The 19,402-nt window shown below is 73.0% G+C and carries 14 protein-coding genes and 1 pseudogene; 6 read left to right on the top strand and 9 right to left on the bottom strand.

Annotated elements, in window-relative coordinates:
* The 5 genes from ACYF6T_RS42770 to ACYF6T_RS42750 all read right to left on the bottom strand — a co-directional run.
* On the bottom strand, positions 1-631 hold a 631-nt coding region (locus ACYF6T_RS42770; protein ID WP_461703379.1), incomplete at its 3' end, for a polysaccharide deacetylase family protein.
* Between the two features lie 67 nt (positions 632-698).
* On the bottom strand, positions 699-1,202 hold the full coding sequence (locus ACYF6T_RS42765; protein ID WP_461703378.1) for an ATP-binding protein: 504 nt from the start codon (positions 1,200-1,202) through the stop codon (positions 699-701).
* 288 nt (positions 1,203-1,490) lie between these two features.
* A complete protein-coding gene (locus ACYF6T_RS42760; protein WP_461703377.1) occupies positions 1,491-2,258 on the bottom strand; it encodes an enoyl-CoA hydratase/isomerase family protein in 768 nt (255 codons plus the stop codon).
* 42 nt (positions 2,259-2,300) lie between these two features.
* Positions 2,301-3,563: a L,D-transpeptidase gene (locus ACYF6T_RS42755; protein ID WP_461703376.1), complete on the bottom strand. Its 1,263-nt coding sequence runs from the start codon at positions 3,561-3,563 to the stop codon at positions 2,301-2,303.
* 123 nt (positions 3,564-3,686) lie between these two features.
* Positions 3,687-4,904, bottom strand: coding sequence for a L,D-transpeptidase (locus ACYF6T_RS42750; protein ID WP_461703375.1), 1,218 nt, complete (start codon positions 4,902-4,904; stop codon positions 3,687-3,689).
* Between the two features lie 152 nt (positions 4,905-5,056).
* On the opposite strand from ACYF6T_RS42750, the gene glgX reads away from it, so the two are divergent.
* The gene (gene glgX, locus ACYF6T_RS42745; RefSeq protein WP_461703374.1) at positions 5,057-7,294 is read left to right on the top strand and encodes a glycogen debranching protein GlgX; all 2,238 of its coding nucleotides are present in this window, start codon (positions 5,057-5,059) and stop codon (positions 7,292-7,294) included.
* A gap of 10 nt (positions 7,295-7,304) precedes the next feature.
* On the opposite strand, the gene ACYF6T_RS42740 is transcribed toward glgX, so the two are convergent.
* From ACYF6T_RS42740 to ACYF6T_RS42725, 4 genes are read right to left on the bottom strand one after another with little or no spacing between them, the layout of a single operon-like run.
* Positions 7,305-7,940 carry a response regulator gene (locus ACYF6T_RS42740; RefSeq protein WP_461703373.1) on the bottom strand — a complete coding sequence of 212 codons (636 nt, stop codon included), beginning with the start codon at positions 7,938-7,940 and terminating at the stop codon, positions 7,305-7,307.
* Positions 7,930-9,198, bottom strand: a complete 1,269-nt coding sequence (locus ACYF6T_RS42735) for a sensor histidine kinase (RefSeq protein WP_461703372.1) — start codon at positions 9,196-9,198, stop codon at positions 7,930-7,932. The genes ACYF6T_RS42740 and ACYF6T_RS42735 overlap by 11 nt, the downstream gene beginning before the upstream one ends.
* A gap of 25 nt (positions 9,199-9,223) precedes the next feature.
* Positions 9,224-9,958 (bottom strand): ABC transporter permease, encoded by a 735-nt coding sequence (locus ACYF6T_RS42730; RefSeq protein WP_461703371.1) that lies wholly within the window; start codon positions 9,956-9,958, stop codon positions 9,224-9,226.
* The gene (locus ACYF6T_RS42725; RefSeq protein ID WP_461703370.1) at positions 9,955-10,872 is read right to left on the bottom strand and encodes an ABC transporter ATP-binding protein; all 918 of its coding nucleotides are present in this window, start codon (positions 10,870-10,872) and stop codon (positions 9,955-9,957) included. Before ACYF6T_RS42725 ends, ACYF6T_RS42730 begins: the two co-directional genes overlap by 4 nt.
* A gap of 193 nt (positions 10,873-11,065) precedes the next feature.
* On the opposite strand from ACYF6T_RS42725, the gene ACYF6T_RS42720 reads away from it, so the two are divergent.
* From ACYF6T_RS42720 to ACYF6T_RS42700, 5 genes and pseudogenes are all read left to right on the top strand, one after another.
* Positions 11,066-12,844: an ABC transporter ATP-binding protein gene (locus tag ACYF6T_RS42720; protein ID WP_461703369.1), complete on the top strand. Its 1,779-nt coding sequence runs from the start codon at positions 11,066-11,068 to the stop codon at positions 12,842-12,844.
* Positions 12,841-14,697: an ABC transporter ATP-binding protein gene (locus tag ACYF6T_RS42715; RefSeq protein WP_461703368.1), complete on the top strand. Its 1,857-nt coding sequence runs from the start codon at positions 12,841-12,843 to the stop codon at positions 14,695-14,697. Before ACYF6T_RS42720 ends, ACYF6T_RS42715 begins: the two co-directional genes overlap by 4 nt.
* Entirely contained in the window at positions 14,694-16,484 is a 1,791-nt protein-coding gene (locus tag ACYF6T_RS42710; RefSeq protein ID WP_461703367.1) for an ABC transporter ATP-binding protein, read from the top strand. Before ACYF6T_RS42715 ends, ACYF6T_RS42710 begins: the two co-directional genes overlap by 4 nt.
* 56 nt (positions 16,485-16,540) lie before the next feature.
* Positions 16,541-18,238 (top strand): ABC transporter ATP-binding protein, encoded by a 1,698-nt coding sequence (locus ACYF6T_RS42705; RefSeq protein WP_461703380.1) that lies wholly within the window; start codon positions 16,541-16,543, stop codon positions 18,236-18,238.
* A 214-nt stretch (positions 18,239-18,452) separates the two neighbouring features.
* Positions 18,453-19,402 (top strand): annotated as a pseudogene (locus ACYF6T_RS42700) (M4 family metallopeptidase); the annotation flags it as partial.

Below are 19,402 nucleotides of genomic sequence, written 5' to 3'. Positions count from 1 at the left end.
TGACGGCGGGGGCGCCGGGCGAGGTGTAGTCCAGCGAGTCGACGTCGTACGACAGCACGTGCGGGTAGCCGGCCTCGCGGGCCAGGCGGGTGACGAGCGCGGAGGCCCGCGGGGCGCGCGAGGGGCGGAACCAGGTGCCGATCGAGCCGGTCAGGCGCCGGAGCCGGTCGGCGCAGGCGGTGATCTCGGCCCGGGCGTCGGCCTCGGACATGGCGTTGACGGCCAGGTGCCGCTGGGTGTGGTTGCCCAGGTCGTGGCCGCCGTCGAGGATGCGGCGGGCCATCTCCGGGTGCTGGTCGAGCCAGCTTCCGACGGCGAGCACGGTGAGCCGGGCGCCGTGCCTCTCGGCCTCGGTCAGCAGGGCGCGGGCGAGGGCGGGGTCGCCCTGGCCGTGGAAGGTGAGGGCGACGCGGGGGCGGGTGCGGGGGCCGTGGGTGAGCTGGGCGGGCAGGCCGGACAGGCGGCGGGGGGCGGGGGCCGGTGTGGAGGGGGGCGCGGAGGGATGTGCGGTGGGGGCGGGATGGGCGACGGCGCCGTGCGGGGCACATCCGGCGGCGAGGGTGCCGGCGGCGAGCAGGCCGGCACCCGTGCGCAGGGCCGTGCGACGGTCGGTCGGGGTCACTCGCACCATTTAAGGGGCGTTGGGTAAGAAAACCGCCGATTAACCCGATTGAGCCACTAGCGGGTCGCGTGTTCGGTCAGCGGTCGGCGACCCGCATCTCGAACCACGTCGTCTTGCCGCGCGGCAGCAGGTCCACGCCCCACCGGTCGGACAGCTTGTCGACCAGGAACAGCCCCCGCCCGCTGATGTCCGTCTCCTGAACCGGCATCAGACAGGGCAGCCCGCGGGAGGGATCGCGGACCTCGATGCGGATCCGGCCGCGCAGCCGCCGCATCCGCAGGCCGAAGGTACGCGCACCGGTGTGACGTACGGCGTTGCCGACCAGTTCGGAGACGAGCAGGACGGCGTCCTCGGTCATCTTGGGGCTCAGTCCCCAGTGGCGCAGGACCACGACCTGGGCGAGCCGGCGCGCGGTGGCCGCGGACTCGGGACGGGACGGGAGCGGGACCTCGGCCTCGGTCGGATTGCCGAACAACTCCAGCGCCCTGAGCGCTCGTTCGTCCTCCACCGCCGGCGACCAGCGCGCCGCCGTGGTACGGCCCGGTCCCCGCGGCTGTTCGATGCCCTCCAGCCCCGCCATGCCCCCATCATGGCCGCCCCCGGCGCCCTCCGGGGCCGTTCCGGAGGAATACGCCCCCCGGAATCCATCGTTCCGAATGGGCCGTTCGGCATATGCCAACGGCAGTTCGGGGGCGTCTACAGCCCGTCTGGCCTGCGGTGACGGCTCTGCTGGAGGCAATCGACGGTCTCCCTCGACAAGGCAGACTTAAGGGTGTGTTAAGGCTCCCATAAACCGCCCCATCGAGGGACCCCTCATCAGACACCGCGTCAATTGCAAGAGGATCGGCGCGGTTTCTTCAGGTTTTCCTCACAGGAACTTCGCCTTGCCCGGCCCTTCCTCCACGAAGCTGCGCATCCCGCGCTCGCGGTCCTCGGTGGCGAACAGACCGGCGAACCAGGTGCGTTCGACCGCGAGGCCGGTCTCGATGTCCGTCTCCAGCCCCGTGTCGACCGACTCCTTCGCGGCGCGCAGCGCGAGCGCCGGCCCCTGCGCGAGCTTCGCCGCCCAGGCGTGCGCCTCGGTGTACACGTCGGCCGCCGGGACGACCCGGTCCACCAGGCCGAGGGTCAGCGCCTCGTCCGCCTTGACCATACGGCCCGTGAAGATGAGGTCCTTGGCCCGGGACGGGCCGATCAGCCGGGCCAGCCGCTGGGTGCCGCCCGCACCCGGGATCAGCCCGAGCAGGATCTCCGGCTGGCCGAGCCTGGCGTTGTCGGCGGCGATGCGGTAGTCGGCGCACAGGGCCAGTTCGCAGCCGCCGCCGAGCGCGTAGCCGGTGACCGCGGCGACCACCGGCTTGGGGATGCGGGCCACCGCCGTGAAGGCGTCCTGGAGGGCGCGGGCGCGCAGGACCATGGCCGTGTGGTCCATGGCCTGCATCTCCTTGATGTCGGCGCCGGCCGCGAAGACCTTCTCGCCGCCGTAGAGGACGACGGCGCGCACGTCCTCACGGCGCGCGGCCTCCTCCGCCAGTTCCTTCAGCCGGTCCTGCGTGGCGATGTCCAGGGCGTTCATCGGCGGGCGGTCCAGGCGCAGGGTCCCCACGCCGTCCGCTGCTTCCAGAGTCACTGTCATGCCCCGCAGGTTAGCGGTCGTTCACGCGGCCCGGGCGGGCGCCTACGCCGTCCACGCCTTCCAGGACATGTTCCAGCCGTTGAGGCCGTTGGCCGGGTCGACCGTGCGGTCGTCGGAGTTCTTCACGATCACCACGTCACCGATGATCGAGTGGTTGTAGAACCAGGCCGCCGGAGTGCCGCTGTCGTAGCCGCCGCGCACGTCCCTGAGGCCGATGCAGCCGTGGCTGGCGTTGTAGTTGCCGAAGGCGCCGCCGCCCCAGTAGTTGCCGTGGACGAAGGTGCCGGAGTCGGTCAGGCGGACGGCGTGCGGCACGTCCTTGATGTCGTACTCGTCGCCGTAGCCCACCGTCTCGCTGTTCATGCGGGTCTCGGTGAACTTCTGGCTCATGACCATCTGGCCGTTCCAGGTGTCGTATCCGGGCTTGCCCGTGGTGACCGGGATCGTCTTGACGACCTTGCCGTCCTGGGTGACCTTCATCGTGTGCTTCCTGGCGTCGACGATCGACACCTGGTTGCGGCCGATGGTGAAGGAGACCGTCTTGGCCTGCTTGCCGTAGACGCCGGGGCGGCCCTCGACGCCGTCGAGGTTCAGCTTGACGGTGACCTTGGTGCCGGACTTCCAGTACTGCTCGGGCCGGAAGTCCAGGCGGTCGTTGCCGAACCAGTGGCCCTCGACGTCGACGGCCGGCTCGGTCTTGATGCTGATGGCCTTCTCGACGTCCTCGGGGTGCGTGATGCCCCGGGTGAAGCGGATCGAGAACGGCATCCCGACGCCGACGGTGGAGCCGTCCTCGGGGGTGAAGTAGCCGACGAAGGTGTTCTGCGGGGTGAGGGTGGTGAAGCTGGAGTCCTCCGCCGCCACCCGGCCCGCCGAGTCCTTGGCGACCGCGTGCACGGTGTACTGGGTGGAGGCGGCGAGATGCGTGGCCGGCGTCCAGCTCGTCCCGCCGCCGGTGATCTTCCCGGCGACCGCTCCGCCCTTGGCGTCCTTGACCGTCACCTCGGTCAGCCTGCCCTTGCTGGCGGTGACCTTGAGCGCGCCCTCGGTGTCGACCGCCTTCGCGCCGTCCTTGGGGGCGATGGCGACGACGGCCTGGGACTGCTTGGTCTCCTGCCGGCCGGAGTCCTTCCCCTTCGCGTCCCCCGGCCCCGACCCGGAGTCCCCGCCTCCGCACGCGGTGACGGCGAGCAGCAGCGCCCCGGATATCAGCGCCAGCGTCCCCCTGCGGCCCCGGCCGCCCCGCCGGCCCGCCCCGCTCCCGCGCGCGTCAACCGACGCCCCCGATATCGGTCGCACGTTCAAGTCGTTCTCCCCTCCCGGGCCTGGTCGGGCCCCACCCCGGCGCGGCGTGCGCGCGCATTGGCGCATATTAACCGCAGGGTTTTGAGAATCGTGTCAGTCGAAGGTCACCGTTCCGTAGCAACATCAACGACCGGGCCCGCCGCCCGCCTTCCACTCCTTCCACCCCATGTTCCACCCGCCGAGGCCATTGTCAGGAGCGACCTTTTTGTCATTGCTGTGCACGACCTCGACGACGTCCCCGACGAGGCTGCGGTCGAAGAACCAGCCGGCGGGGGTGCCGGAACCCCCGCCCTTGACGTCCCTCAGGCCCACGCAGCCGTGGCTGACGTTGACGTGCCCGGGGGCGTCGGGCGCCCAGTAGTTGCCGTGGACGAAGGTGCCGGAGTCGGTCAGGCGCAGGGCGTGCGGGACGTCCGGGATGTCGTACTCGCCGCCGAAGCCGACCGTGCGGCTGTTCATGCGGGTGACCTCCAGCATCTCCGAGATCACCATCTTGCCGTTGTACGTGGTGGTCTTGGGGGCGCCCGCGGTGACGGGCACGGTGGCGAGCAGCTCGCCGTCCCGGCGCACCTCCATGGTGTGCCGGGCCGCGTCGACCAGGGAGACCTGACTGCGGCCGACGGTGAAGGAGAACGCCTTGTACTGAAGTCCGTAGACGCCGGGCGCCGCTTCGACGTCCCGCAGGCGCAGGGCGACGGTGACCCGGGTGCCGGGTCTCCAGTAGTGCTCGGGGCGGAAGTCCAGGCGGTCCCGGCCGAACCAGTGCGGCCGGATCTCGACGGCGGGGCGGGCGGTGACCTGGACGGCGCGTTCGACGGCCGCCCGGTTCGCGACCTCGCGGTTGAACTCCAGGGAGACGATCATCCCGGTGCCGACCGTGGCGCGGTTCTCGGGGGTGACGTACGCGATGAAGCGTTCCTCGGGGACGTACGTCGTGAAGGTGGCGTGCCGGGCGGACCTGCGGCCGTGGCCGTCGAGGGCCACCGCGTCGACCGTGTAGCGGGCGGCCAGCGCGAGCCGGTCGTCGTCGGGCTCCCAGCGCAGGCCGTCGTCGGAGAGGTGCCCGGCGACCTCGGACTCCTGCGCGTCCTGCTCCCTGACCACCTTCACCGACTCCAGGCGCCCGCTGGGCACCCGCACCACCAGCCGCCGGCCGGGCCGCACGTCCCTGCTGCCGTCGTCCGGCGAGATGCGGATGACGTCCCCGGGGGCCGGGCCCTTGCCCAGCACCTCGTCCATCCCCCCGCCGCCCGACGTACAGCCGGCGAGCAGCGCCGCCCACGTCAGCACGGCACCCAACGCGACCCCGACGCGTCGCGCGCGCCCGTGTACATGCCTCACGGCCTGCCCAACGACGCGGCCCGTCCTGGGGAAACGTGAGTGCGGGGCATGGTCTGGGCAGAACAGTGGGGAGGACAGCACGAGAGGGTGCCGTGGCCGGGACGCCGCACGCCCTTTTCCACGCCGTTCCATGAGCCGTGGGAGGCTGACAGGTGTCCAGCGCAGCCGAGCAGGAGGCGGTGGCCGCCGCCGCGGAAGGGCGGTCCGCCGCCCTGGCCGACGGTGCCCCGCGCAAGACGCCGGGCGTACCGGTGTGGCCGGGTGCGCCGACACCGCTGGGCGCCCGGTTCCGGGTGGGCCCGGACGGGGTGGCGGGCACCAACTTCGCGCTGTGGGCGGGCGGGGCGGAGGCGGTGGAGCTGTGCCTGTTCGACGCCGGCGGCAAGGAGACGCGCGCCCGGCTGACCGAGCTGACGCACGAGATCTGGCACGGGTTCGTGCCGGGCGTGATGCCCGGGCAGCGCTACGGCTTCCGGGTGCACGGCCGCTGGGACCCGTGGACCGGCGGCCGCTGGAACCCGGCGAAGCTGCTCCTCGACCCGTACGCGCGCGCGGTGGACGGCGAGTTCAGCCTGCCGCCCGAGGTGTACGGGCACGTACGGGACTGGCCGCAGCAGCACGTCGCCGACACCGTGCGCGACGACCGGGACTCGGCGCCGTACGTCCCCAAGGGCGTCGTCGTCCACGATGACGACGACTGGGCCGACGACCGCCGCCCGAAGACCCCGTGGGCGGACTCGGTCATCTACGAACTCCACGTGCGGGGCTTCACCCGGCTGCACCCGGACATCCCCGAGGAGCTGCGCGGCACCTACGCCGGGCTGGCGCACCCGGCGGCGATCGAGCACCTGGTGAAACTGGGCGTGACCGCCGTCGAGCTGCTGCCGGTCCACCAGTTCGCGCACGAGGACCACCTGCTGCGCCGCGGCCTGAAGAACTACTGGGGCTACAACTCCATCGGCTACTTCGCCCCGCACGCCGCGTACGCCGCCGCCGGCACGACCGGCCAGCAGGTCGGCGAGTTCAAGCGGATGGTCCGCGCGCTGCACGCGGCCGGCATCGAGGTCGTCCTCGACGTGGTCTACAACCACACGGCGGAGGCGGGCGAGTACGGCCCCACCCTGTCGATGAAGGGCATCGACAACCGCGGGTACTACCGCCTGCAGTCCGACGCCCGCCGCTACGCCGACTACACCGGCTGCGGCAACACCCTGCACGTCGTCCAGCCGCACGTGCTGCGCCTGATCACCGACTCCCTGCGCTACTGGGTGACGGAGATGGGCGTCGACGGCTTCCGCTTCGACCTGGCCGCCGCGCTGGCCCGCTCCATGCACGACGTCGACATGCTCTCGCCGTTCCTCGCGGTCATCGCCCAGGACCCGGTGCTGCGGCGCGTGAAGCTGATCGCCGAGCCGTGGGACGTGGGCTCGGGCGGCTACCAGGTGGGCGCCTTCCCACCGCTGTGGACGGAGTGGAACGACCGCTACCGCAACGCCGTACGGGACTTCTGGCGCGGCGCGCTGCCCGACGTACGGGACCTGGGCTACCGCCTGTCGGGCTCCAGCGACCTGTACGCCTGGGGCGGCCGGCGCCCGTACGCCTCGGTCAACTTCATCACCGCGCACGACGGTTTCACCCTGCGCGACCTGGTGTCGTACGAACGCAAGCACAACGAGGCCAACGGCGAGGGCAACCGGGACGGCACCGACGACAACCGCGCGTGGAACTGCGGGGCGGAGGGGGAGACGGCCGACGAACGGGTACGGGCGCTCAGGCGGCGGCAGTTGCGCAACCTGCTGACCACCCTGCTGCTGTCGACGGGGGTGCCGATGCTGGTCGCCGGCGACGAGCTCGGCCGCACCCAGCGCGGCAACAACAACGCCTACTGCCAGGACAACGAGATCAGCTGGCTGGACTGGAGCCAGCTGAACGAGCCCGGCTGGCGGGCCCTGTTCGACCTCACCGCCCGGCTGATCGCCCTGCGCCACCGGCATCCGGTGCTGCGCCGCCGCGCCTTCTTCTCGGGCCGCGCCCACTCCGCCGACGGCCTGCGCGACCTCGCCTGGTTCACCTCGCGCGGCACGGAGATGACGGAACGGGACTGGTACGCGCCCGCCGCCACGCTCGGCATGTACCTCTCCGGACGGGACATCCCGGGCCGCGACGAGCGGGGCGCCCCGATCCTCGACGACAGCTTCCTCGCCGTCCTGCACGCCGGGGACCGTCCGGTGAGCTTCGTGCTGCCGGGGCCGCCGTGGGCGGAGCGGTACGAGGTGGTCGTCGACACCTCGCGGGAGGAGCAGTCGGAGGCACCGGACGTGGAGCACCGGGCGGGGACGGCGGTGACGGTCCCGGCCCGGGCGGTGCTGCTGCTCAGGGTGGCGGGGTGAGCGGCGCCGGCTAGCCGAGGATTCCCCGCTGGTACGCCGTCGCCACCGCCGCCGCCCGGTCGCTCACGCCCAGCTTGGCGTACAGGTGGGTGAGGTGGGTCTTCACGGTCGCCTCGCTGATGAACAGTTCGCGGGCGATCTCCCGGTTGGAGGTGCCCCTGGCGACCAGGGCGAGGACCTCGCGTTCCCGCGCGGACAGCGGCTCGTTGCCGGGGGCGCGCACCGCCGACACCAGCCGGGAGGCGACGGCCGGCGACAGCACCGTACGGCCCTCGGCGGCGGCCCGCACCGCGGTGAACAGCTCCTCGCGCGGGGCGTCCTTGAGCAGGTAGCCCGTGGCGCCGGCCTCGATCGCCGGGAGCGTGTCGGAGTCGGTGTCGTACGTCGTCAGCACGAGCACCCTGGCACGCGCGGACCGGCGGGTCAGCTCCCGGATGGCGTCGACCCCGCCGCCGCCCGGCATGCGCAGGTCCATGAGGACCACGTCCGGGTCGAGTGCGGCGGCCCGCTCGACGGCCTCGGCGCCGTTCGCCGCCTCGCCCAGCACCCGGAAGCCGGCCGCGGACTCGAACATGCCGCGCAGACCGTCCCGTACGACGGGATGGTCGTCGACGATCAGCAGGGAGATCGGGGCTTCACTGGTCATGGCGGACCAACGGTACGCGAGCCGACAGCGCCGTGCCGTGCCCCGGTTCGGACTCGACGGTGAGGGAGCCGGCGATGCGTTCGGCGCGGGCCCGCATGCCGTCCAGGCCGAAGCCGCCGGCGCCGGTGCGCTCGGGGACGGCGAGGGGGTCGAAGCCGCGGCCGTCGTCGCGGATGTCGAGGATGACCTCGTCGCCGAGGAAGGAGAGGGTGACGCCGACGCGGGAGGCGTGCGCGTGGCGGGCGGCGTTGGACAGGGCCTCCTGGACGATGCGCAGGAGGGTGGCGGCGACCTCCTCGTGGAGTTGCTCCGCGGTGCCGGTGACGGTGAACTCGGCCCGGACGCCGGTGCGTTCGCCCCATTCGGTGACCGTCTTCTTCAGCGCCTCGGGCAGCCCGTCGTGCTCCAGCGCGACCGGCGCCAGGTTGTGCACGGAGCGGCGGGCCTCGCCGAGGCTGTGCCGGGCCAGGTCCATGGCGCGTCCGACGCGTGCGCGGGCCAGCGTCTGGTCGGCGGTGTTCGCGACGACCTGGAGCTGGGCGATGATGCCGGTCAGGCCCTGGGCGATGGTGTCGTGGATCTCGGCGGCGAGCCGCCGGCGCTCGTCGGCGACGCCGGCCTCCCGTGCCTGGACGAGGAGTTGGGCGTGCAGGGCGGCGTTCTCGTCGAGGGCCTGCTGCAACGCCGCGTTGGTGCGCTCCAGTTCGGCGATGGTCTCCTTGCGCTCCAGGGAGCGCTGTGTCTCCTGGGTGGTGAGGTGGGCGATCACCATCTGCAGGCCGGAGTTGCAGACCAGGAGCGCGGCGAACACCACCCACTGGAGCCCGCTGGTGAACGGCATCCCGCCGGCCTGCGCCGCGGCCACCGTGATCGCGCTCGCGAACAGACCGAGCCGCTGCCACCTGCTGCCCGGGATCGTCTCGTCGGCGTCCATGTAGCCGCTGGCGGCGTAGAACGCGAAGAACGGGTTGAGCCAGGTGAGCGCGAAGGCGAGGGCCCACCGGACGACGTAGTACACGGTGCCGGGCCGGGACGGGGTGCGGGCCCGGTCGGGCCGGCGGAGCCGGTGGCCGTGCCACAGCAGCTGGAGGGCGACCGCGCAGCCGACCAGGGCCCAGCCGGTGTACCACCTGACCGGGTGGGCCTGCGGGTCGGCCATGGCGAGCGCGGGGCCGAGACCGGCGGCGAGCAGGGCGTAGGGCCCCCACGTGTGCAACTGGTCCCAGCGCCGCTCGATCTGGCTGTCCCTCGCGGTCATGTCCCCAGTCTGCACGGCGCCGTCCCTACTCCCAGCGGAACCAGCGGCCGGCGGCGCCGGTCAGCAGCAGGATCCACACCACCAGCACTCCCAGGTGACCCCACCCCGGCCAGTGCCCGGCGGCCGCCTGGTTCAGCGCCTGCGCGGCCGCTCCGAAGGGGGTGTACCCGACGATCCTGCCCATCAGGTGCGGCATGGACTGCACCGGCAGCCACACCCCCGCGCAGAACATCGCCGGGAAGAACACGGCCGATCCGATCGCGCCGGCGATCTTCGTCGTACGGGACAGCGCCGACACCACCGATCCGAGAGCGAGCGCGGCCAGCACGGCGAGGACGAGCGCGAGGCCGTATCCGAGGGGCTGCCGGGGCAGTCGTACGGCGAAACCGAGCCGGCCGACCGCGAGGGCGAGCAGCGCCGACGCGAGGGCGGCGCCGCCGTACACCGCCATCTGCGCGGACAGCAGGGCGGACGGGCGGACCGGCGTGGTCGCCATCCGGCGCAGGATGCCGCGCTCCCGGTAGCCGGTGAGGGTCTGCGGCATGGACTGCAGACCGCCGACGATCAGGCCGAGCAGGACGGCGACCGGGACGTAGACGTCGATGGTGCGCAGTCCGCCGAGGTCGCTCTGGTGCTCGCGGAAGCCCGGGATGGAGCCGAGGATCACCAGCAGCAGGGTCGGGAAGAGCAGGATCCAGAAGATGGCGCCGGGTTCCCGGCGGAAGAGCCGGACCTCGGTCCTCAGTACGGCGGTGCTCATGCCGCTGCCTCCTTCGTGCCGGCCTTCGTCAGGTCGAGGAAGGCGTCGTCGAGCGTGGCGTCCACGACGCGCAGTTGGTGGGCGGTGATGTGGTGGCGGGCGAGCAGGGTGATGACGGCGTTGACGGTCTCGTCGGTGCCGGCGAGCGTGACGCGGCCGTCCTTGCGCTCGACGGAGGCGAGGGCCGGCAGGCCGGCGAGGTCGTGGTCGTCCAGCGGGGCGGAGGGGGTGAAGCTGATGACGGTGGCGCCCGCCGAGCGGCGGATGAGCCCGGCCGGGGTGTCCAGGGCGGCCACCCGCCCCTTGTCGATCACCGCGATCCGGTCGCACAGCCGCTGCGCCTCCTCCATGAAGTGGGTGACCAGCAGGACCGTCACTCCGCTCGCCCGGACGTCCTCGATGAGCTGCCAGGTGTCCCGGCGGGCCCGCGGGTCCAGGCCGGTGGTGAGCTCGTCGAGGACGACGACACGGGGGTTGCCGATCAGCGCCAGGGCGATGAACAGACGTTGTTTCTGACCGCCCGACAGCTTGGCGAACCGGGTGGTGAGCTTCGGGGTGAGGCCGAGGCGCTCGGCGAGCGGCGCCCAGTCGAGCGGGTGCGGGTAGAAGGAGGCGTACAGCTCCAGGGCCTCCCGGACGGTGAGTTTGGGCTGAAGTTCGCTCTCCTGGAGCTGGGCGCCGAGTACGCGGGCCACGCGCGCGTGGTCGGCGACGGGGTCGAGGCCGGTGACCCGGACCCGGCCGCCGTCGGGGACCCGCAGCCCCTCGACGCACTCGACGGTGGTGGTCTTGCCGGCGCCGTTGGGGCCGAGGATGCCGAAGATCTCGCCCTCCTCGACGGCGAAGGAGACGCCGTCCACGACGGTCCGGCCGCCGTAGCTCTTGCGCAGGTCGGTGACTTCGATGACGGTCATGGCAGCAGCGTCGCCCAGGGCCGCCCGCGGCCACATCGGCCGTCGCGCTCGACCCGGCATCAGCCGATCGGTTGATGCGCCGGTACGACCCCCCGAACCCGGGGGTACCCCCAGGTCGTAGGACCAGCGTCCGAGCCCGGTCCGGCCAAAACTCGGTGGGCGTTGTCAGTGCCGATCCGTAGGCTCACTGCTGATGCCCACGACACGTGCAACCACCAAGGACAGGTCGGCCGTCCGCAGCCTGCTGCGCCTGTGGCCGTACGTGCGGCCGGTGCGGGTGCGGCTGTTGACGGCCGCGGCCGTCGCGGTCGTCGCCTCCTGTGTGGGACTGGTGATCCCGCTCGTGCTGAAGTGGATGGTGGACGGGCCGGTCGCCGACCGGGACCCGGGCGGGGTGTGGCTCGGCGCGCTGTACCTGCTGCTGCTCGGGTGCGCCGAGGCGCTGCTGTTCGGGCTGCGGCGCTGGCTGGTGGCGCGTCCGCTGTCGCATGTCGAGGCGGAGATGCGGGCGGATCTCTACCGGCACCTGCAACGGCTGCCGGTGGCCTTCCACGACCGCTGGGCGTCCGGCCAGCTGCTGTCGCGGGGCACCACGGACCTGATGCTGCTGCGCATGTTCCTCGCCTTCCCGCTGACGTTCCTGCTGGTCAACGGCGTGACGATCCTGGTCGGCGTGACGATCATGCTGCTGCAGGACTGGACCCTGGGCCTGGTGATCCTGGGCCCGGCCATCCCCGTCGTCGTCACCTGCGTGATCTTCGAGAAGCGGTACGCCGATGTGGCGCGGCTCGCCCAGGACCAGGTCGGCGACCTGACGACGGTCGTCGAGGAGAGCGTGCTCGGCATCCGGATCATCAAGGGGTTCGGGCGTCACCGTTCACAGGCGCGGGCGTTCCGGGAGCTGTCGCGGACGCTGCGCGGGACGGAGCTGGCCAAGGCCCGGCTGCTCGCGGCGATCTGGGGCGTCATCGTGACCCTGCCCGAGGTGGCGATCGGGGCGGCGCTGGTGCTCGGCGCCGTCCAGGTGGCGGACGGCTCGCTGTCCGCGGGCACGCTGGTCGCCTTCCTGTCGACGGCGCTCGCGCTGCGCTGGCCGGTGGACTCCATCGGCTTCCTGCTGGCGATGAGCCAGGAGGCGGCGACGGCGACGGAGCGGTACTTCGAGGTGATGGACGCCGAGCCGGAATCGGAGGCGGTCGGGCGGGCCGCCAGGACGGACGACAGCGGACTGCGCTTCCACGGCGTCCGGTTCCGCTACCCCGACGCCCCCGCCGGCTCCCCTCCCGTCCTCGACCGCATCGACCTCCACATCCGCCCCGGCGAGTCGATGGCCCTGGTCGGCGCCACCGGCAGCGGCAAGACGACGCTCACCGCGCTCGTCCCCCGCCTCCACGAGGTGACCTCCGGCCGGATCACCCTGGACGGCGAGGACATCACCGCCATGCCCCGCGAGGAGCTGCGCGCCAAGGTGGCGGTGGCCTTCGAGGAGCCCACCCTCTTCTCCGCCACCGTCGGCGAGAACGTCCTCATGGGCGCCGCCGACTCCGCGGGCGACGCCGAGCTGAACCGCGCCCTGGCCGTCGCCCAGGCCGACTTCGCGCACGCGCTCCCGCAGGGCACCGCGACCCAGGTCGGCGAGCAGGGCCTGAGCCTGTCCGGCGGCCAGCGCCAGCGCCTCGCCCTGGCCCGGGCCGTCGTCGGCAGGCCGCGGTTCCTGGTGCTGGACGACCCGCTGTCCGCGCTGGACGTGCACACCGAGGCCGCGGTCGAGGCGGCCCTGCGGGACGTCCTCGCGGAGACCACCGCCCTCATCGTGGCCCACCGCCCCTCCACCGTCCTGCTCGCGGACCGCGTCGCCCTGCTCTCCGGCGGCCGGATCACCGCCGTCGGCACCCACCAGGAACTGCTGCGCACGAACGCCGAGTACGCCCATCTGATGTCCGGCACCGGGGAAGCGGAGGACGACCGATGACGGCCCCCACCACGTCCGCGCCCCCCACGGACGACGAGGACCTGCCCCGCCCCCACAGCGCCGGCGACCCCTTCGACCGGGACGTCCTGCCCACTCCCCCGGGCGCCACCGGAGCCCTGTTGCGCTCCCTGCTCGCGCCCATGAAGTCCCGCGTCGCCGTCACCACGCTCCTGCTGCTGCTCCAGCAGGCGGCGGTCCAGGCGGGCCCGCTGCTGGTGGCGTACGCGATCGACAGCGCCGTACCGGCGTTCCGGCGCGACGACCACGGTCCGCTGATCGCGGTGGGCGTGGCCTACCTGCTGTGCGCGGTGGTCTCCGGCGGCCTGCAGTACGCGTTCGTCGTCGCCGCCGCCCGCGTCAACCAGGACGTGCTGCTGGACCTGCGCGGCCGCATCTTCCGCCACGCGCAGGCGCTCAGCATCGACTTCCACGAGCGGTACACGAGCGGCCGGCTGATCTCGCGCTCCACCACGGACGTGGAGTCGCTGCGCGAGCTGCTGAACGAGGGCCTGCAGGAACTCGTCACGGTCGTCCTCTCCTTCCTCTACATCTCGGCGATGCTGCTCTGGCTGGACCTGGGCCTCGGCGCGGTCGCGGTGGCGTCCTTCGTGCCGCTCCACCTCCTCGTACGGGGCTACCGGCGGCGCGCCGGGGAGGTGTTCCGGGCCCGCTCGACCGCCATCGCGGCCGTCATCGTGAAGTTCGTCGAGACGATGAACGGCATCCGGCCGGTGCGCGCCTTCCGCCGCGAGGCCGCCAACGACGCCGACTTCCGCGTCCTGAACCGGCGGCACGAGCGCACCAACGGCGACTCGCTGCTGGAGATGGCCCGTTACGTCGTCAGTTCCCGGCTGGTCGCCAACACGGCGGTGGCGGTCATCGTGCTGTGGGGCGCCTACCGGGTGGCGGGCGGCTCGCTGGAGCTGGGCGTGCTGGCCGCGGCCGTCCTGTACCTGCGGCGCCTGTACGACCCCATCGACCGGCTCGGCATGTTCCTCAACTCCTACCACTCGGCGGCGGCCTCCCTGGAGAAGATCGCGGGCCTGCTCGCGCAGACCCCCTCCGTCCCCGAGCCGTCGGCCCCCGTCTCCCTGCCCGCCCTGGCGAGCGAGCACCCCGGGCGCGAGGTCGTCTTCGACGGCGTCCGCTTCGCCTACCGCACCGGCGGCGAGGTCCTGCCCCGCTTCGACCTCACCCTCCCGGCCGGTCAGACCGTCGCGGTCGTCGGCTCGACCGGCGCGGGCAAGTCGACGCTGGCGAAACTGCTCGCCCGGTTCTACGACCCCTCGGACGGCCGCGTCCTGCTCGACGGCGTCGACCTGCGCGAGCTGTCGGTGCCCGAACTGCGGCGCGGGGTGGTCATGGTGACGCAGGAGGCGTTCCTGTTCTCCGGCACGGTCGCCGAGAACATCGCCATCGGCCGCCCCGACGCGAGCCGCGAGCAGATCGAGCAGGCCGCGAAGGCGATCGGCGCGCACGACTTCATCGAGGCCCTGCCCGACGGCTACGACACGGACGTGCGCAAGCGCGGCGGCCGCATCTCGGCCGGGCAGCGGCAACTCGTCGCCTTCGCGCGGGCGTTGCTCGCCGATCCGGCGGTGCTGATCCTCGACGAGGCGACCAGCTCCCTCGACATCCCCGGCGAACGGGCCGTGCAGCGGGCGATGGCGACGGTGCTGCACGGCCGTACGGCGGTCGTCATCGCCCACCGCCTGTCGACGGTGGAGATCGCGGACCGGGTGCTGGTCATGGAGCACGGCCGGATCGTCGAGGACGGCACCCCGGCCGAACTCATCGCGGGCACAGGGCGGTTCGCGGACCTGCACCAGGCGTGGAAGGACAGCCTGGCGTGATCGACGCCTACGAGGATCCGGGCGAGCCCGACCGCCGGGGCGGCGCCCGCTACCTGTGGTGGCTGGTGCGCTGCCAGCCCGGCCGGTCCCTGGCCGGGGCGCTGCTGGGCAGTGTGTGGATGGTGCTGCTGGCGGCGACGCCGTACCTGCTCTCCCGGGCGATCGACGAGGGCCTCCAGCCCGGCGACTACCCGGCGCTGGCGGGCTGGACCGCGGCGCTCTTCGGCGTCGGCGTGTTCAACTCCTGGCTGAGCATCATGCGGCACCGCACGATGACGCGGGTGCGGATGGACGCCAACTTCCGCACGGTGAAGGTGATCGTCGGACACGCGGTGCGGCTGGGGGCCGCGCTGCCGCGCCGGGTCGGCGCCGGCGAGGTCGTCACCATCGGGGTGGGGGACGTCCAGATCATCAGCCAGTCCCTCACGGTGGTCGGCCCCGGCGTCGGCGCGGTGGTCGCCTACCTGGTGGTGGCGGGTCTGCTGCTGGCCGTCTCCCCGCTGATCGCCGCGGTCGTCCTGCTCGGAATCCCGACCATCGTCGTCCTGGTCGGCCCGCTCCTGACCCGGCTGCAGGGCACGGAGACCGAGTACCGGGAACGGCAGAGCGTGCTCACCGCCCGCATCGCCGACCTCGCGGGCGGCCTGCGCGTCCTCAACGGCCTCGGCGGCAAGGGCCTGTTCGCCGACGCCTTCCACCGCGACTCGCAGCGACTGCGCCGCCAGGGCTACCGGGTCGGGGCGGTCACCAGCTGGGTGCAGGCCCTCGGCATCGGCCTGCCGACGCTGTTCCTGGCGGTGGTGACCTGGCTGGCGGCCCGCCTGGCCGCCCAAGGGACCATCAGCATCGGCGAGTTGGTGTCGGTCTACGGCTATGTGGCGGTCCTGGTGGGCCCGGTGGCCTTCTGGGTGGAGTGCGGCTACCAGATCAGCCGCGGCCTGGTCTCCGCCCGCCGGGTCGTACGGTTCCTGCGCCTGGAGCCCCTGCCCGACACGGGCACGCGGGACGCTCCCGCGGAGCCGTCGGCCCTGTACGACCCGGAGTCGGGAGTACGCGTGCTCCCGGGCCGCCTGACGGCCCTGGCCTGCGCCCGCCCGGCGGACGCGACGACGGTGATCGACCGCCTGGGCGGCTACACGCCGTCGGCGGCAACGTGGGGCGACGTCCCCTTGGCCGACATCGCGCTCCCCCAGATCAGAAAGCACATCCTGGTCGCGGACCACGAGGCGGACCTGTTCGCGGGCACACTGCGCGAGATGATCGACGCGCGGGAGACGCCCTTCAGGGGCGCGGGGCCGGATCCGATGTGCGGCTGCCACCGCGCGGGCGCGAGCGACCACATCGATGTCGCGCTCGCCGAACAACCGTCCGAGGCGGAATCCCACGCGCTCCGCACGGCCGTCGCGGACGACATCGTCCAGGCCCTCCCGCACGGCCTCGACTCCCCCATGGACGCCCAGGCCCGCAACCTCTCCGGCGGCCAGCGCCAACGCATCCGCCTGGTCAGAGCTCTGCTCGCCGACCCGGACGTCCTCCTCGCCGTAGAACCCACCTCCGCCCTGGACGCCCACACGGAAGCCCGCGTCGCCGAACGCCTCGCGGCCGCCCGGAAGGGCCGTACGACCGTCGTCACCACCACCTCCCCCCTCGTCCTGGACCGCGCGGACACGGTCTGCTTCCTCGTCGAGGGCAAGGTCGCCGCGGTGGGCACGCACGCCGAACTCCTCAAGCGCGCCCCCGGCTACCGGTCACTGGTCGCACGCGACGCCGAGGAGATCGCCCGGTGACCACCCCGCCCCCCGGCCGCCTCCCCGTCGCCGAGCCCGCCGACGTACGCCGGGCGATGGCGCGCCTCGCGCGGGCCGACGCCCGCGCCTTCACCGCCGTGCTCGCCCTCAACGCCCTCGCCGCCGCGGCCGGCCTGGCCGGCCCCTGGCTGGTGGGCCGCATCGTCGACGAGGTGCAGCGCGGCGCGGGCGTCGGCGCCGTCGACCGGCTCGCGCTGTGGATCCTGGCCTGCGCGCTGGCCCAGCTCCTGCTCGCCCGCTGGGCCCGCTACACCGGACACCGCTTCGGCGAGCGCACGCTCGCCCGGGTGCGCGAGGAGTTCGTCGACCGCGTCCTCGCCCTGCCCGCCTCCGCCGTGGAACGGGCCGGCACCGGCGATCTGACGGCGCGCGGCACGGCCGACGTGGCGACGGTCGGCACGACGCTGCGCGACGTCGGCCCGGAGCTGCTCATCAACACCGTGCAGGTGCTGTTCCTGCTCGGCGCGGTCTTCGCGCTCTCCCCGCTGCTCGGCGCGTGCGGCCTGCTGGGGCCGGCCGGCATCTGGTGTGCGCTGCGCTGGTACCTGCGCCGCGCCCGGGACGGCTACCTCGCCGAGGGCGCCGCCACCTCGGACGTCGCCGAGATCCTCGCGGCGACCGCGTCCGGCGCGCGGACGGTCGAGGCGCTGCGCCTGGAGCGGCGCCGCGTCGCCGCCTCCCGGGACGCGCTGGAGACCTCGCGGCGCACCCGGCTGTACACGCTGTTCCTGCGCACCGTGTTCTTCCCGGCGGTGGAGATCTCCTACCTCGTCCCCGTGGCCGCGGTCCTGCTGGTCGGCGGGGCCCTGCACCAGCACGGCACGCTGAGCCTGGGCGCGGTCGTGGCGGCGGCCCTGTACCTGCAGCGGATGAGCGGGCCGCTCGACGAGGTGCTGATGCGGATCGAGCAACTGCAGAGCAGCGGCGCCTCGTTCGCCCGTGTCGAGGGCCTGGCCCGGGCGCCGCGGGCGGAGCGGGCCGACGTGCCCGTCCCGGCCGGCGACCGCATCGACGTGACCGGGGTGCGGTACGCCTACGACCGCGGCGGCGAGGTGCTGCGCGGGGTGGACCTGACCGTCCGTCCCGGGGAGCGGCTGGCGGTGGTGGGGCCGTCCGGCGCGGGGAAGACCACGCTGAGCCGGCTGCTCGCGGGCGTGGACGCGCCGAGCGCGGGTTCGGTCACGGTCGGCGGGGTGCCCGTGGTGGCGCTGGGTCCCGAGCAGCTGCGCCGGCAGGTGGTGCTGGTCACCCAGGAGCATCACGTCTTCCTCGGCACGGTGCGCGAGAACCTCCTCATCGCCGAACAGGCGGCCGGTGACGAGCGGTTGTGGGCGGCGCTGGCGGCGGTCGGCGCGGACGGCTGGGTGCGCGAGCTGCCGGACGGGCTCGACTGCCGTCTGGGCGAGGGCGGTTTCCGTCCCGACGGCCCGCAGGCCCAGCAACTCGCGCTGGCGCGCGTGGTGCTGGCCGACCCGCACACGCTGATCCTCGACGAGGCGACGGCGCTGCTCGACCCGGCGACCGCCCGGCACACCGAGCGCGCGCTGGCCGCCGTACTCGAAGACCGCACCGTCATCGCCATCGCCCACCGGCTGCACACCGCCCACGACGCGGACCGGGTGGCGGTCATGGAGGACGGGCGGCTCACCGAACTCGGCACGCACGACGAGCTGGTGGCGGCGGGCGGGGCGTACGCGGCGCTGTGGCGGACGTGGCACGGGGAGCCGTCGTAGCGCGGCGCGCGGGCTCGCGATCCTCCTAATATGTCCGCATACCGAACATGAACATCCGGACAACGAACCATTTCCGGCCAACTTCGTGACGCGCTCCTGACAGAAAACGTGAGCGCTGCCACTCTTCCCACAGTCGCTTCACAGCAACCCCACAGTTTCACCGCTGTGATCTCCCCTGGCCGCGTGACCCGTGGCCACTCAGAAGGAGTCAGTGTTGAGAAGCAATTCCTCGCGCAGACGCACCTCCCACACCCTCGCCGTCGCCGGCGTCACCGCCCTGCTGGCCGCGGCGATCCAGTCGGGCGCCGCCACCGCCGCGCCCGCCCGCCCCGCCGCCGACAAGGCACACACCGCCGTCCGGCTCACCCCCTCGCAGCGCGCCGAGCTGCTGCGCGACGCCGACGCGGCCCGCGTCCGGACCGCCCGCGACATCGGCCTCGGCGCCAAGGAGAAGCTCGTCGCCCGGGACGTCGTCAAGGACGCCGACGGCACCCTGCACACCCGCTACGAGCGCACGTACGACGGCCTCCCGGTCCTCGGCGGCGACCTGATCGTCGACACCGCCAAGTCCGGCGCCACGCAACGCGTCGTCAAGGCGACCGACGCGGCCGTCAAGGTCGCCGACCTGACCCCGTCCGTCAGCGTGGCCGCCGCCGAGAAGCAGGGCGTCCAGCGGGCGAAGGCGCTCGGCGGGACCAAGGCGAGCGCCGACGGCGCCCGCAAGGTGATCTGGGCGGCGAGCGGCAGGCCCGTCCTCGCCTACGAGACCGTCGTCGGCGGCCTCCAGGACGACGGCACCCCGAACCAGCTGCACGTCGTCACCGACGCGGCCACCGGCAAGAAGCTCTACGAGTACCAGGGCGTCGAGAACGCGACCGGCGTGGGCAACACCCAGTACAGCGGCCAGGTCTCCCTGACGACGACCCAGTCGGGCTCGACGTACAACCTGACCGACGGCGACCGCGGCAACCACAAGACGTACAACCTCAACCACGGCACCTCGGGCACCGGCACGCTGTTCTCGCAGTCCGGCAACACCTGGGGCAACGGCACGACGTCGAACGCGGCGACGGCGGGCGCGGACGCCCACTACGGCGCCGCGGTCACCTGGGACTTCTACAAGAGCACCTTCGGCCGCTCGGGCATCAAGAACAACGGCGTCGG

Source organism: Streptomyces sp. 7R007 (assembly GCF_054850255.1).
This window is presented reverse-complemented; position numbering and strand designations above follow the sequence as displayed.

What these genes read in the sequence shown, in the direction of transcription:
- ACYF6T_RS42765 (WP_461703378.1), bottom strand. Translation starts at nt 1,202, where the DNA reads ATGGCGGGGCTGGAGGGCATCGAACAGCCGCGGGGACCGGGCCGTACC.
- ACYF6T_RS42760 (WP_461703377.1), bottom strand. Translation starts at nt 2,258, where the DNA reads ATGACAGTGACTCTGGAAGCAGCGGACGGCGTGGGGACCCTGCGCCTG.
- ACYF6T_RS42740 (WP_461703373.1), bottom strand. Translation starts at nt 7,940, where the DNA reads ATGACCAGTGAAGCCCCGATCTCCCTGCTGATCGTCGACGACCATCCC.
- ACYF6T_RS42735 (WP_461703372.1), bottom strand. Translation starts at nt 9,198, where the DNA reads ATGACCGCGAGGGACAGCCAGATCGAGCGGCGCTGGGACCAGTTGCAC.
- ACYF6T_RS42730 (WP_461703371.1), bottom strand. Translation starts at nt 9,958, where the DNA reads ATGAGCACCGCCGTACTGAGGACCGAGGTCCGGCTCTTCCGCCGGGAA.
- ACYF6T_RS42725 (WP_461703370.1), bottom strand. Translation starts at nt 10,872, where the DNA reads ATGACCGTCATCGAAGTCACCGACCTGCGCAAGAGCTACGGCGGCCGG.
- ACYF6T_RS42720 (WP_461703369.1), top strand. Translation starts at nt 11,066, where the DNA reads ATGCCCACGACACGTGCAACCACCAAGGACAGGTCGGCCGTCCGCAGC.
- ACYF6T_RS42715 (WP_461703368.1), top strand. Translation starts at nt 12,841, where the DNA reads ATGACGGCCCCCACCACGTCCGCGCCCCCCACGGACGACGAGGACCTG.
- ACYF6T_RS42705 (WP_461703380.1), top strand. Translation starts at nt 16,541, where the DNA reads ATGGCGCGCCTCGCGCGGGCCGACGCCCGCGCCTTCACCGCCGTGCTC.